This window comes from Arthrobacter sp. EPSL27, from assembly GCF_001512305.1.
In the GTDB taxonomy this organism is placed as follows: Bacteria; Actinomycetota; Actinomycetes; order Actinomycetales; family Micrococcaceae; genus Arthrobacter.
Window position 1 is genome coordinate 1,219,603 of the sequence record NZ_LNUT01000004.1, and the last position, 13,725, is coordinate 1,233,327.

Below are 13,725 nucleotides of genomic sequence, written 5' to 3' on the forward strand. Positions count from 1 at the left end.
TGCGCCCGGCGGGAGGTGCCGGCGCCGGTTGAGCGCCGGGCCTCAGGAGGCGGGTCTCAGGACTGCAGGCCGCGGTCCGCCACCCAGGCGGCAGCCTGGGCCAGGGACGGGTGCTGCCACTGGAAGCCGGCGCCCTCCAGCACGGCCGGCTCCATCCGCTGGCTGGCCAGCAGCAGCTCATCGGCCAGCTGACCCATCGCCAGCCGGAGCACCGGGGCGGGGACGCGGAGTACCGCCGGCCGGTGGAGGGCCGCGGCGAGGTGCGCAATCAGCGAGTTCACATCCGCGGTCTCGGGGGCGCACAGGTTGACCGGCCCGGACAGGTTGCTGTCGAGCAGGAACGTAAAGGCGCCGGCCACGTCGGGAAGCGTGATCCAGGGCCAGTACTGCCGCCCGTTGCCGAGGGGTCCGCCGATGCCCAGCTTCAGCAGCGGCAGCAGCCTGCCCAGGGCTCCGCCCGAACGGCTCAACACGACGCCGGTGCGGGGAGTGACCACCCGGACGCCGGCCGGAGCCTCGTGGGCCGCCGCCTCCCAGTCAATGCAGATGCGGGCCAGCACACCGCTGCCCGCGGGGGCATTCTCGCGGAGTACCGCAGGGCCGGCGTTGCCGTAATACCCGGATGCGGACTGGCTCAGGAAGACCGCCGGCGGTGTGTCCTGCCGGCCCATGGCGGCCGTCAGGGTCCGGGTCGTGTCCAGCCGGGAGGTGCGCAGCTCCGTGATCCGCGCCCGCGTCCAGGGCCGGTCGCCGATGCCGGCGCCGGAGAGGTTGACGACGGCGTCCGCGCCCCGCAGCGCTGACTCATCGATGCGGCCCGCGGCAGGGTCCCACCTGAACTCGGACGCCGTGGCGGGCGATCTCCTGACCAGCGTGCCGACGTCGTGCCCGGCGCTGCGCAGGGAGCTGGAAATGGCGGTTCCGAGTAGCCCCGAGGCTCCGGCAACAATGATTCTCATGATCCATCTCACCACGCCCGGCACGGCCGCGGCACCTCCCGGGCGGGACGGCGCGCCTTGACTATGATCGTACGATGACCTCTTCGAGCTACTTCCGTTTCCCGCATCTGCACGGCGATCTGGTCACCTTTGTGGCCGAGGACGACGTGTGGATCGCGCCCCTGGACGGGGGCCGCGCCTGGCGCGTTTCCTCGTTGCAGCTGCCCGCCCGCAACCCCCGCTTTACGCCGGACGGCAAGCAGTTGGTGTGGACCGTGGTCCAGGGAACGTCCCCGGAAGTGGTCGTGGCGGACGTCGACGGCGGCGGCTACCGTCAGCTGAGCTACTTCGGCCATGCCTCCACCAAGGTGAAAGGCTTCACGCCCGACGGCGCCATCCTGGTCACCAGCGCCTTCCGCCAGGCAGACAGCCGGCACACCCACGCCTACAGCCTGCCGGTCGCGGGCGGCTGGGCCACGGAACTGCCGCTGGGCCCCGTGGAATCTGTCGCCTTCGGGCCGGTGGTGGGCGACGAACGCCCCGTGGTCCTGGCCAGCGTGCTCTCCCGTGAACCCGCCTGGTGGAAGCGCTACCGTGGCGGCGCCGCCGGCAAGCTCTGGATCGACGCCGACGGCAACGGCGAATTCGAGCGCCTCGCTGCCGGGCTGGACGGCAACCTGACCGACCCCATGTGGGTCGACGGCCGGATCGCCTTCCTGTCCGACCACGAGGGCTACGGCAACCTCTACTCCGTGCTGCCCAACGGCTCCGACCTGCGGCGCCACACGGACCACGAGGACTTCTACGTCCGGCACGCCGCCACCGACGGCCGCCGGGTGGTCTTCGAATCCGCAGGCGAACTGTGGCTCCTGCCGGACCTCGGCGCGGACGCCGTCAAACTCGACATCCGGTTGGGCTCGGCCTCCCAGGCCCGCCGCAGCGCTCCGTTGAAGCCCTCCCGCCACCTCGGCGACGTAGTCCCGGACCGCACGGGCGGCTCCAGCGCCGTGGAAGCCCACGGCACGCTCCACTGGCTCCGGCACAAGGACGGCCCGTCCCGTGTCCTGGAAGCCACCCCGGGCGTCCGTGCCCGCCTGCCCCGGCCCTTCGGCGAGGGCAAAATCGCCTACGTCGCCGACCACGGGGGCGTCGAGGCCCTGTACTTGAAGGACATCGCCGGCGAGCCGGCTTCCGGAACAGCAGGCTCCTCAGACGCCGGCCGGAGCGCCGTCCACCAGCCCACCGCCCAGCCGTCCGCTCCGGCGCAGCAGGCCGCGAAGCCGCAGGACAGCGACGCCGGCACGCCCCTGCCCAGCCCGGTTTCGGCCGCCGCGCTCACCCGGCCTGACGCCGTGGCCGCTGTCCCGGTTCCTGCCACCGGCGCACCCGCCCACCACTCCGACGCCGCTGCCGCAGGCGACACGGCCGGCACCGCCGTCACTGCCGAATCCCTGGCCGCCGACGCCGCTGCCGCCGGCACCGGCCGGGCCGCATCCCAGGGGTCCACCCGGATCGATTTCCCCAAGGCCACCCGGACCAGCGCCATCGAGGCCAGCCCGGACGGCAACTGGCTCGCCGTCGGCACCGCGTTCGGCGACATCTACCTCGCCGACACCCGCACGGGCGCACTGAGCCTCGTCAGCAGCATCGGCGAGGGCAGCATCGAAAGCTTCGCCTGGTCCCCGGACTCGGCGTGGCTGGGCTGGTCGGAACCGGTCACGTCGTTCGGCTCCCGCAGCCGGCTGCGCCTGACCAAGGCGGAGGGCGCCGGCACGCCGGACGGTCAGCGGGCCATCATCGAGGTCACCGATGGTCGCTTCCGCGACGAGTCGCCGTCGTTCACGCCGGACGGCAAGTACCTGGCCTTCCTCTCCAACCGCAGCTTCGACCCTGTGTACGACGGTCATTCCTTCGACCTGTCCTTCCCCAGCCCGATCAAGCCGTACCTGGTGGCCCTTGCCGCCGACACCCCCTCCCCGTTCGGCCCCACCGTCGGCCTGACGGCTGAGGCGGAGGCCGCTGCCGCCGCAGATGGCACCAAGGACGCCACTGACGCCGCGGACTCAGTTCCGGCCGTCCGGGTGGACGCCGAGGGCCTGGCGCACCGCGTCATCAGCGTTCCCGTGCCGCAGGGCAACTACTCCGCCCTCACCGCCACCGAGGGGGCCTTGCTCTGGCTCGACAGCGAACTCTCCGGCGTCACCGGTGAGGGCCGGGCCAGCCTCGAGGACAAGAACGCGGCCCCCTGCCTGGTCCGCTTCGACGTCACCCGGCGCAAAACCACCACCATCATGGACGCCCTGGACAGCTACCGGCTCTCCGGCGACGGCGCGAAGGTGGTGGCCGTGCACGACAAGCAGGTCCGCGTCGCGCCCGCCGGCGCCAAGGCCGACGAGGAGTCCGGCCAGCTGGTGAAGGTGGACCTCACCCGCATCCGCACGCAGCTCGATCCGCTCAGCGTCTGGGGCCAGGCGTTCGATGAGGCCTGGCGGCTCCAGCGGGACTTCTTCTGGACCGAAGACATGGCCGGGCAGGACTGGGACTCGGTGCACGCCCGCTACCGTCCGATCGTCGAGCGCCTGGGCTCACACGATGACCTCGTGGACCTGCTGTGGGAGCTCCACGGCGAACTCGGCACCTCGCACGCCTACGTCCGGCCCGCCGCCGTCACCGAAAACGGCAGCAACGGCCAGGGCCGCCTCGGCGCAGACCTCGCCTTCACCGGCGAGGGCTGGGAAATCACCCGGATCCTTGCGGGGGAGTCCTCGGACCCGCTGGCCACCTCCCCGCTGACCCGTCCCGGGGCGGACGCCAAGCCCGGAGACGTGCTGCTGGCGATCGACGGCGTCGAGCTCACCGAAACGCGTACCCCGGCCATGCAGCTGGTGGGTGCCGCCGGCCGTGCCGTGGAGTTGACCCTCCGCAACGGCGCCGGTCACGGCGAGCAGGCCGGACGGCAGCGCCGCGTCGCCGTCGTGCCCGTCCGGGACGAGGAGCGGCTGCGCTACCAGGAATGGGTGGCCGCCAACCGCCGGACGGTCCGGCAGGCCTCGCAGGGGACCTTCGGCTACCTGCACATCCCGGACATGATGGCCAACGGGTGGGCGCAGCTGCACCGCGACCTGGACACCGAAACGGCGCTCGACGGGCTGATCGTCGACGTCCGCCGCAACCGGGGCGGGCACACGTCCCAGCTCGTCGCTGAGCTCATCGGCCGCAAGGTCACAGGCTGGAGCATGCCGCGCGGGGAGCGGCCGCGGACGTACCCGCACCACGCACCGCGCGGTCCCGTCATCATCCTGACCGACGAATTCGCCGGGTCCGACGGCGACATCATCACCCAGGTCTCCAAGCTGCGGGGGATCGGGCCGGTGATCGGCACACGGACCTGGGGCGGTGTGGTGGGCATCGACAACCGCTTCGCCCTGGCCGACGGCACCGGTGTCACCCAGCCGCGCTACGCCACATGGTTCTCCGGCGGCGTGGGCTGGGGCGTGGAGAACTTCGGCGTCGCTCCGGACATCGAAGTCACCTTCCCGCCGCACGCCTACGCAGCCGGCACTGACCCGCAGCTGGAATACGGCATCGGCGCACTCAAGGAAATGATCCAGGAGCTGCCCACCGACCGGCCGCCGCTGCGCGAGGGCTACCGCCTGGTCCGGCCCGCTCCGCTGCCGGCCCGCCGCCAGGGCAGCTAGCAGCCGGCGGAGTCGCCAACGGCGAAGGCCCCCGCACCCTCTGGAGGGTGCGGGGGCCTTCGCCGTTGGCTGTCCGTGTCCGGCAGCGGCCGGTCCTAGGAGACCAGGGTGGCGTCCAGGGTGATCTTGAGGCCGGTGAGGGCGCCGGAGACGGGGCAGCCCACCTTGGCTTCCTCGGCGATCCGCTGGAATTCCTCTTCCGTGATCCCCGGGATCCGGGCGCTGACCGTCAGGTGGCTGTCCGTGATGCCGGTGCCGGGCACGAAGGTGACATCGGCCTTGGTGTTGACTTCCTCGGGCGCGTGGCCCGCGCCTGCGAGGGCGTGGCTGAACGCCATGGAGAAGCAGGCCGAGTGTGCGGCGGCGATGAGCTCCTCGGGGCTGGTCTTGCCCTCCGAGGCCTCGGTGCGCGCCTTCCAGGTGACATCAAAGTTACCCAGCCCGGAGCTGTCCAGGGTCGTGTTGCCGGCACCCGTCATCAGGTCGCCATTCCATACAGTGTGTGCGGTGCGTGTAGCTGCCATGTCCACTCCTCGTCGTCGTCAATGCCATGGTGCGTGATCCGGCGCCTGCGCCGGATGCCGTGTCCCATCCTAGGGACTCCACGCCGCCGGCGCACGGAGGTTCCGCTGTCAGTGGATTGTGACCCGCGCACAGTCCCGGACGCTGCCGGCATAGTGCCGGAACGACGGCGGCGGCGCACCCCGTGTGGGGTGCGCCGCCGCGTGTCGGTCCGGGGAACAGTCCCGGGTGCTACTGCCAGAGGGTAGCGATGGCCACGTTCAGCAGGGCCAGCCCGCCGACGGCGTGCGCGAGGCCCTTGCCGACGTCCTCGCCCTTCTTATACTTGCGGCGGCCGATGAAGGCCAGGACGCCGACGGCCAGGGCGATGGCGAGCTTGAGCCCGAGCTTGGCGTAGTTGGCGTCCATGTCCAGGGCAGGAATGAGTCCCATCATGGCGATGCCGGTGAGGAGCTGCAGCATGGCGCCGTCGAACTGGCGGGGGTGGACGGTGGGCTTCTTCATCTGGCCGATCCAGATGCCCACGATCATGGCGGCGCCGACGATGTGCAGGAAGACCATGACGTTATAGACGATATTCATGGCATCAGTCTAGCCAGAAGTTTCTACGCGCCGTAGTAGGACCCGCCCGGCCGTCCGGCTGGGCGGCCGGGCACCCACGCACACCAAAAGGACGACGGCGGCGCGGGTGCCGGTGGTGTCCCACCGGCGTCCGCACCGCCGTCGCCCTTGGTCCGTGAACCCTGGCGGCTAGAGCCCCAGGTCGGCTTCGAAGGCGCCTTCCTCAAGGCGTGCCTTCAGCGTCTGCAGGAAGCGTCCTGCGTCGGCGCCGTCCACCAGGCGGTGGTCGTACGTCAGGGAGAGGTACATCATGGAGCGGATGGCCAGCGAGTCATCGCCGTTCTCATCGGCAACCACCACGGCCCGCTTGACGATCGCGCCGGTACCCAGGATGGCGACCTGCGGCTGGTTGATGATCGGGGTGTCGAAGAGGGCGCCCACGGAACCGATGTTGGTGATGCTGAAGGTTCCGCCGGAAAGCTCGTCCGGGCCGATCTTGCCGTCGCGGGTGCGGCCGGCAACGTCGGCGATCTTCCCGGCCAGGCCGGCCAGGTTCAGGTTGCCGGCGTCGGCGATGACCGGAACCAGCAGGCCCTTGTCCGTGTCCACCGCAATCGCCAGGTGCTCGGCGTTGTGGTAGGTGATTTCCTGCTTGTCCTCGTCGTACGAGGCGTTGACCTTCGGGTGCTGCTTGAGGGCCTCGGCCACGGCCTTGGCGATGAAGGGCAGGAACGTCAGCTTGGAGCCGTTCTGGGCCTGGAAGGAGTTCTTGGCCCGGGCGCGCAGCTTGGCGACCTTGGTCATGTCCACTTCGTGCACCTGGGTCAGCTGCGTGGAGATGTCCAGGGATTCGCGCATGCGGCGGGCGATGACCTGGCGGATCCGCGGAGCCTTCTGCACGGTGCCGCGCAGCGAGGACTGGTCAGCGGCGGGGCGTGCGGCGGAGGCAGCGGATGCTGCCGGTGCGGCTGCCTCGGGAGCCGGGGCTGCCTTGGCCTCTGCTGCTGCCAGCACGTCCTGCTTGCGGATGCGGCCGCCGACGCCGGTTCCGGTCAGGGATGCGATGTCAACGCCCTGCTGGTTAGCCAGCTTGCGGACCAGCGGCGTGACGTAGCCTGACTCAGAGGACGCAGCGGAGGCTGCGGGAGCTTCTTCCTTCGCCGGCGCTGCGGCTTCCTTGGGAGCCTCCTGCTTGGGAGCCTCTTCCTTCGGGGCTTCCTGCTTCGGGGCTTCCTGCTTGGGAGCTTCCTGCTTGGGAGCCTCTTCCTTGGGAGCTTCCTGCTTGGGAGCTTCCGGGGCGGGGGCAGCGGCAGGAGCGGCGGCACCGGAACCGATAACGGCCAGGACGGAGCCCACCTCGGCGGTCTCGTCTTCGCCAACGCGGATTTCCTGCAGGGTGCCGGCCACGGGGGACGGGATCTCGGTGTCGACCTTGTCGGTGGAGACCTCGAGCAGCGGTTCGTCGACCTCAACGGTGTCGCCGATGCTCTTCAGCCAGCGGGTGACGGTGCCTTCGGTGACGCTCTCGCCCAGGGCGGGTAGCGTGACTTCGTGTCCTTCGCCGGCGGGGGCGGCTGCGGCTGCCTCGGCTGCGGGGGCTTCGGCGGCAGGCGCTTCTTCCTCGGGGGCCGGTGCTTCGGCGCCGGACGGGGACTCCGCAGCGGGTGCTTCTTCAGCGGCGGGTGCCTCCGCGGCCGGCGCGGAGGTCTCGGCTGCGCCGGAACCGGAGCCGTCGCCGATGCGGACCAGCGGTGCTCCAACCTCAGCGGTCTCGTCTTCGGCAACGAGGATTTCCTCGATCACGCCGGCGATCGGAGAGGGGATCTCGGTGTCTACTTTGTCGGTGGAAACCTCGAGCAGCGGCTCGTCCACTTCTACCCGGTCACCTACCTGCTTGAGCCAGCGGGTGACGGTTCCTTCGGTGACACTCTCACCGAGGGCGGGCAAGTTAACGGATTCAGACATGTCGTCCCCGTTCTCCTTATTGATCTTTAGTGCGGATGATTGCTGCCTTGGTCGAGCTTAGTGCACCCGGCATTTCGGGCCGGGTGCACTAAGCGCGGTGGTCTTGCTGTGGTGCGGGCGGGGACTGCTAGCCGTGGAGCGGCTTGCCGGCCAGTGCCAGGTGCGCCTCGCCCAGGGACTCGTTCTGGGTCGGGTGCGCGTGGACCAGCTGCGCCACGTCCTCCGGGTAGGCTTCCCAGTTCACGATCAGCTGGGCCTCACCGATCTGCTCGCCCATGCGGGAGCCGATCATGTGGACGCCGACGACGGGGCCGTCCTTCTGGCGGACCAGCTTCACGAGGCCGGAGGTGCCCAGGATGGAGCTCTTGCCGTTGCCGGCGAGGTTGTATTCCTGGGTCTCCACCTGGTCGTCACCGAACTTGGCCTTGGCGGCCTTCTCGGTGTAGCCAACGGTCGCGATTTCCGGTTCCGCGTAGGTGACCTTGGGGATGTTGACGTCCTCGACCACCACCGGCTTCAGGCCGGCGATTTCCTCGGCGACGAAGATGCCCTGCTGGTAGCCGCGGTGGGCGAGCTGGACGCCGGGGACAATGTCGCCCACGGCGTATACGTTGCCGACGCCGGTGTGCAGGCGCTCGTTGGTGATGACGAACCCGCGGTCGATCGTGAGGCCGGCTTCCTCGTAGCCGAGGTTGGCCGTGACGGGGCCGCGGCCGACAGCAACGAGCATGAGGTCCGCTTCGAAGGTCTTGCCGTCCACGAGGGTGACCTTGACGCCGTCGGCGTTCTGCTCGACGCCCTGGAAGAAGGTGCCGGTGGAGAACTTGATGCCGCGCTTCTTGAAGGCACGCTCAAAGGCCTTGACGATCGTCGCGTCCTCGTTCGGGACCAGCGACGGCAGGCCCTCGATGACGGTGACGTCCACGCCGAAGGACTTCCAGACGGAGGCGAACTCGACGCCGATCACGCCGCCGCCGAGGATGATGGCGCTCTTGGGGATGAAGTCCATGGTGAGGGCTTCGTCGGAGGTGATGACCTTGCCGCCAATTTCCAGGCCCGGAAGGGTGCGGGAGTAGGAGCCGGTCGCGAGGACGATGTTCTTGCCCTTGTACGCGGTGCCGTTCACGACGACGGTGTCGGTGCCCTGGAGCTTGCCTTCACCTTCGATGACGGTGATGCCCTTTTTGCCCTTGATGAGGCCCTGGAGGCCCTTGAACTTGCCGGCGATGATGCCGTCTTTGTAGGCGTTGACAGCGGTGATGTCGATGCTGTCGAGAGTCACGTTGACGCCGTACTTTGACGAGTCACGGGCGTGGTCGGCCAGTTCCGCGGAGTGCAGGAGGGCCTTGGTGGGGATACAGCCGTTGTGCAGGCAGGTGCCGCCGAGCTTGCCCTTTTCGATGAGGCCGACCGTGAGGCCGAGCTGGACGGCACGCAGGGCAGTGGCGTAGCCGCCGCTTCCGCCGCCGAGTACCAGGATGTCGAATTCTTGCGCAGTTGCCTGATCGGCCACTAAAACGCTCCCTCGCGTGAACGATGACACGAGAGTACGCATCATCTGGTCTTGGAACTTCCCTGCCGTGATTATGCCAGCGGGGGAGTTCCCTTTCATTTGTGACTACCGGAGTTCACCTTAGCGAACCACTAATACATGCTCCACCTTGCCGTGGCGTTTGTGGAGCGCTTGTGTCCAGTCTCACGCGGCTTTGCGGCCGGGGTCATCCCGCTCCGCAAAGCCGCGTGGCGGCCGGACGCCGGATCCTAGGCGGATTTGGCCGCAATGTCCTCGACATAGGCCACCAGCGTGCGCACGGTGCAGCCGGTGCCCTGCTTGTGGTTGTAGCCGTAGGGGCTGCCGTTGTTGAACGACGGTCCGGCAATGTCGATGTGGGCCCAGGGGATCTGCTCGCCGTCCTTGCCCTTGCCGACGAATTCGCGCAGGAACACGGCCGCCGTCATCATGCCGCCGTGGCGTTCACCGATGTTGGCGATGTCCGCGACCTGGGAATCGAGGCTGGGGCGCAGCTCCTCCGGCAGCGGCATCGGCCAGACAAGCTCTCCGGCGCGGTCGGCGGCCGCCTTGAGCGGACCGGTGACGGAATCGGAACCCATAACGCCGGCGGTGCGGTCGCCCAGGGCGATCAGCTGCGCACCGGTGAGGGTGGCGACGTCGATGATGGTGTCCGGGAACTCCTGGCCGGCGGCGACAATGCCGTCCGCCATGACCAGGCGGCCCTCGGCGTCGGTGTTGAGCACCTCCACGGTCTTGCCGCCGAAGATGGTCAGCACGTCTGCCGGGCGCTGCGCGGCGCCGGAGGGCATGTTCTCGGCAATGCACAGCCAGGCGGTCGTCTTGACGGGCAGGCCCAGGCCGGCGATGGCCAGGACCGTGTTAAGGACGACGGCGGCGCCCGCCATATCGGACTTCATGTCGCCCATGCCAAGGGCAGGCTTGATGGAGATGCCGCCGGTGTCAAAGGTGATTCCCTTGCCCACAAGCGCGACCTTGGCGGCGGCCTTGGCGGGGGAGTACTCCACCTTGACCAGGCGCGGCTGGCGGGTGGAGCCCTTGCCGACGCCGAGGATGCCCCCGAAGCCTTCCTTTTCCAGGCGCTTCTCGTCCCACACCGTCACCTTGACGGGCAGGCCCTTGGACAGTTCCTTGGCCGCTTCCGCGAAGGATTCCGGGTAGAGGTGGCTCGGCGGCTGGTTGACCAGCGTGCGGGTGGCGTTGACGGCCTTGCCGATGAGCGCGGCGCGTTCCAGCACCGGCTTGAGGCCCTTGTCGGCAGCGAGGTCGGTAACGATCACAACGTTCTTGACCGGGTCCTTCAGGCCTTCTTTGGTGGAGCGGTGCTCGGTGTAGGAGTACGCGCCCATGGCTGCGCCCTCGGCGACGGCGGCGACCTCGCCGAGCGTCGACGTCGGGAGGGCCAGGCTCACCGTGGTGACGCCCGCCAGCTGGCGGACGGCCGAACCGGCGGCGCGGCGGAGCGCCTCCTCGGTGAGCGGCTGCGAGGCGGAGACCTTGCCGACGCCGGCGAGCACCAGGACCTCGGCACCGGCCTCGGGCAGGCCCGGGAGGCGGTGGGCCTGGTCGGCTGCTCCCGTGATGCCAAGAAGAACCAGTGATTCCGCCAGCGCCTCGGCGGCTTTGGCCGTCAGGGGGTTGGCGAGCAGGACCGGACCGTCCGTGCCCTGCGCCACGCCGATGACGAGGGCGCCGCTGGGGGACTTCTTGAGGTCCCCGGCGATTGCACTGAGTTTCACTTCGGTATTCTTGACCACGAGGACAGTCCTCAATTCTCTGAGTTTTTTCGGCAGGGACTGCATGTTCGGCGCCCTGCCCTGGAACCTGGGCCGCTGCCGGTTTGAGACGTTCTGGTTCTGCGATGGACGCGGTGTCTGCAAAGCCGTCATAAGGCCAGCTCCGATCGTAGTCTCTCCCCGGCGCGGGTGTTCAATTGAATGAGAGCTGGAGCACACCGGTGTTGAGGAATGCGCCCCGCCCCCGGCGTGTTGTACCCGGTAGCAGCGCCGCCGCCCCGCAGGGCCCGGCCGGGCGCCCCACCGACTCCGAGGAAAGGAACATGCCGTGATTGAACGGATTTCCGGCTCTTTGCTGGACCCCACATCGCTCTACGTGCGGAATGACGCGCTGTTCCACGACCCGGAACTGCGCGGGCTGAACCTCGTCATGGGCTTCACCGGGTTCGCCGATGCAGGGCACGTCGTCCGGCAGATCACCAATGAACTGCTGGAGGCCACGGACGCGGTCACGGTGGCCGAATTCGACGCGGACCAGCTCGTGGACTACCGGTCCCGGCGCCCGCAGATCAGTTTTGTCGAGGACCACCTGCAGGACTACCAGGCACCGCGCCTTGCCCTCTACCGGCTGCTGGACGGGCTGGGCAACCCGTTCCTGCTCCTGGCCGGGTTCGAACCCGACCTGCAGTGGGAGCGGTTCGCGCGCGCCGTCGTCGGGATCGTCGAGGACCTGGACGTGAACCTCGTGGCGTGGATCCACGCCATCCCGATGCCCGTGCCCCATACCCGTCCCGTCGGCGTGACCGTGCACGGCAACCGCCCGGACCTCATCGAGGGCATCTCCGTCTGGAAGCCCACCGTCGAGGTGCCCGCCGCCGTCGGCCACGTCCTCGAACTGCGGCTGGCGGACGCAGGCCGCAACGTGGCCGGCTACGTCATGCATGTGCCGCACTACCTTGCCGAAGCCGAGTACCCGACGGCCGCCGTCGCCGGGCTGGAGTACCTCGGGGCGGCCACCTCCCTGATGCTGCCCACGGACCGGCTCCGGGAAGCCGGCCGGGAGGTCGGACGCCAGATCTCCGAACAGGTTGCAGCCTCCGAGGACGTGCAGCAGGTGGTCGCCCGGCTCGAGACGCGCTACGACGAGTACGCCGAGGGAACCGTGCGACGCTCCCTGCTCGCGGACGAGAACGACCAGCTGCCCAATGCCGATGACCTCGGCGCGGCCGTGGAGGCCTACCTCGCCCGTAAAGAACCCGGGGAATAAATACTATTTTTCCATCGGCTGGGCATAATAGGGGAGTGACTTCACCCCGCGCCTGGCTGATCTGGATCATCGGGGTGTTCGCGTACCTCGTGGCCGTCAGCCAGCGCACGTCGTTCGGCGTGGTGGGGCTGGAAGCGACGGAACGCTTCCATGCCAGCGCCGCCGAAATTTCCTTCTTCACCGTGCTGCAGCTCCTCGTATACGCCGCGCTGCAGATTCCGGTGGGCGTCCTGGTGGACCGTTTCGGCTCCCGGGCCATGATCGCCGGCGGCGCCCTCCTGATGGGGCTGGGCCAGCTGCAGCTGGCCTTCGCCGAGAACATTCCCGGCGGCGTGCTGGGCAGGGTGCTGGTGGGCGCGGGCGACGCGATGACCTTCATCTCCGTGATCCGGCTGATCCCCCTCTGGTTCGCGCCCGCCCGCGTCCCGCTGCTCACCCAGCTCACCGGGATGTCCGGCCAGCTGGGCCAGCTCTTCAGCGTGGTGCCTTTCGCCGCGATCCTGCACCTCGCCGGCTGGACCCCCGCCTTCCTGACACTTGCGGCCATGTCAGCCCTGGCCGTGGTGCTGGTGGTGGTGCTGCTCCAGGACCTGCCGCCCGGGCACCCCGCGCCGGAACCCTCCAGCGGCCTCCGCGCCACCGGGATCTCGTTGTCCCACGCCTGGCGGCAGCCCGGAACCCGGCTGGGCCTGTGGAGCCACTTCACCGTCCAGTTCAGCGGCACCGTGTTTGCCATGACGTGGGGCTACCCGTTCCTGATTTCCGCGCAAGGCCTAGACGCCCCGGCCGTGTCCGGCCTGATGACCCTGTACGTGGCATCGGCCATCGCGGCCGGCCCGTTGATGGGCAGCTTCGTGTCGCGCCACCCGCTGCGGCGGTCCACCATGGTGCTGCTGATCTCCGCGGCCACCGGAGCGGCCTGGGCGGCCGTGCTGCTGATCCCGGGGCGGTCACCGCTGTGGCTGCTGGCTGCGCTGGTGGTGGTGCTTGCCGTCGGCGGGCCCGGCTCCATGATCGGCTTCGACTTTGCCCGCACCTTCAACCCGGCGCACCGCATCGGCACCGCCACCGGGATTGTGAACGTCGGCGGCTTTATCGCGGCCCTGATCGCCATCTACCTGATCGGGCTGGTCCTCGACGTCCTGTACGCCACGGGATTCTCCCAGGGGGAGCTGTACGGGCTGGATCCGTTCCGGATCGCCCTGAGTGTGCAGTTCCTGCTGCTCGCCGGAGGGGCCGCGGCGATCCTGTTTATCCGGCGTAAGGTGCGCCGGCAGATGGCGGCCCAGGGTGTTGTGGTGCCTCCGCTGCTGGCCGCACTCGCCGCGCAGCGCCGGCTCAGCGCGGAACGCCGCCGCTCCTCCTAACCCTGCCGGCGCCCGCCACGCGGGAACCCGGGCGTGGTTGGCCGCGCCGATGCCGCCGCGCGGGAACCGGGGGCGATGTGCCATCGGTTATCCACATAGACCGGACGGGCACTGACGCCCGGACGCCGGTCCGGCGAAGC

General features: G+C 69.3%; 9 protein-coding genes. 3 read left to right on the forward strand and 6 right to left on the reverse strand.

From position 1 onward, the window contains the following. Positions 1 to 56: 56 nt before the first annotated feature. Entirely contained in the window at positions 57 to 959 is a 903-nt protein-coding gene (locus tag AR539_RS10125; RefSeq protein ID WP_066435702.1) for a TIGR01777 family oxidoreductase, read from the reverse strand. A gap of 74 nt (positions 960 to 1,033) precedes the next feature. Between AR539_RS10125 and AR539_RS10130 the strand changes: the two genes are divergently transcribed. Next, complete coding sequence (locus AR539_RS10130) at positions 1,034 to 4,636, forward strand: S41 family peptidase (RefSeq protein WP_066435705.1); 3,603 nt, start codon at positions 1,034 to 1,036, stop codon at positions 4,634 to 4,636. Positions 4,637 to 4,731: 95 nt separating this feature from the next. Here the strand turns inward: AR539_RS10130 and AR539_RS10135 are convergent, their stop codons facing one another. The 5 genes from AR539_RS10135 to AR539_RS10155 all read right to left on the reverse strand — a co-directional run bounded on the left by AR539_RS10135 (position 4,732) and on the right by AR539_RS10155 (position 10,972). After that, on the reverse strand, positions 4,732 to 5,160 hold the full coding sequence (locus AR539_RS10135; RefSeq protein ID WP_066435707.1) for an OsmC family protein: 429 nt from the start codon (positions 5,158 to 5,160) through the stop codon (positions 4,732 to 4,734). A gap of 229 nt (positions 5,161 to 5,389) precedes the next feature. Next, entirely contained in the window at positions 5,390 to 5,740 is a 351-nt protein-coding gene (locus AR539_RS10140; protein ID WP_066435709.1) for a hypothetical protein, read from the reverse strand. A 168-nt stretch (positions 5,741 to 5,908) separates the two neighbouring features. Further along, complete coding sequence (gene sucB / locus AR539_RS10145) at positions 5,909 to 7,684, reverse strand: 2-oxoglutarate dehydrogenase, E2 component, dihydrolipoamide succinyltransferase (RefSeq protein WP_066435713.1); 1,776 nt, start codon at positions 7,682 to 7,684, stop codon at positions 5,909 to 5,911. 127 nt (positions 7,685 to 7,811) lie between these two features. Beyond that, complete coding sequence (lpdA, locus tag AR539_RS10150) at positions 7,812 to 9,197, reverse strand: dihydrolipoyl dehydrogenase (protein WP_066435715.1); 1,386 nt, start codon at positions 9,195 to 9,197, stop codon at positions 7,812 to 7,814. A gap of 248 nt (positions 9,198 to 9,445) precedes the next feature. Then, positions 9,446 to 10,972 carry a leucyl aminopeptidase gene (locus AR539_RS10155; protein ID WP_066435718.1) on the reverse strand — a complete coding sequence of 509 codons (1,527 nt, stop codon included), beginning with the start codon at positions 10,970 to 10,972 and terminating at the stop codon, positions 9,446 to 9,448. A gap of 307 nt (positions 10,973 to 11,279) precedes the next feature. On the opposite strand from AR539_RS10155, the gene AR539_RS10160 reads away from it, so the two are divergent. Both AR539_RS10160 and AR539_RS10165 read left to right on the forward strand, forming a co-directional pair. Further along, complete coding sequence (locus AR539_RS10160; protein WP_066435721.1) at positions 11,280 to 12,218, forward strand: proteasome assembly chaperone family protein; 939 nt, start codon at positions 11,280 to 11,282, stop codon at positions 12,216 to 12,218. A 35-nt stretch (positions 12,219 to 12,253) separates the two neighbouring features. Then, positions 12,254 to 13,585 (forward strand): MFS transporter, encoded by a 1,332-nt coding sequence (locus tag AR539_RS10165; protein ID WP_066435725.1) that lies wholly within the window; start codon positions 12,254 to 12,256, stop codon positions 13,583 to 13,585. The last annotated feature ends 140 nt before the right edge of the window (positions 13,586 to 13,725 follow it).

Bases quoted from the DNA above. Each gene is read 5' to 3' on its own strand.
- AR539_RS10125 (WP_066435702.1), bottom strand. From the start codon at position 959: ATGAGAATCATTGTTGCCGGAGCCTCGGGGCTACTCGGAACCGCCATT.
- AR539_RS10130 (WP_066435705.1), top strand. From the start codon at position 1,034: ATGACCTCTTCGAGCTACTTCCGTTTCCCGCATCTGCACGGCGATCTG.
- AR539_RS10135 (WP_066435707.1), bottom strand. From the start codon at position 5,160: ATGGCAGCTACACGCACCGCACACACTGTATGGAATGGCGACCTGATG.
- AR539_RS10140 (WP_066435709.1), bottom strand. From the start codon at position 5,740: ATGAATATCGTCTATAACGTCATGGTCTTCCTGCACATCGTCGGCGCC.
- sucB (WP_066435713.1), bottom strand. From the start codon at position 7,684: ATGTCTGAATCCGTTAACTTGCCCGCCCTCGGTGAGAGTGTCACCGAA.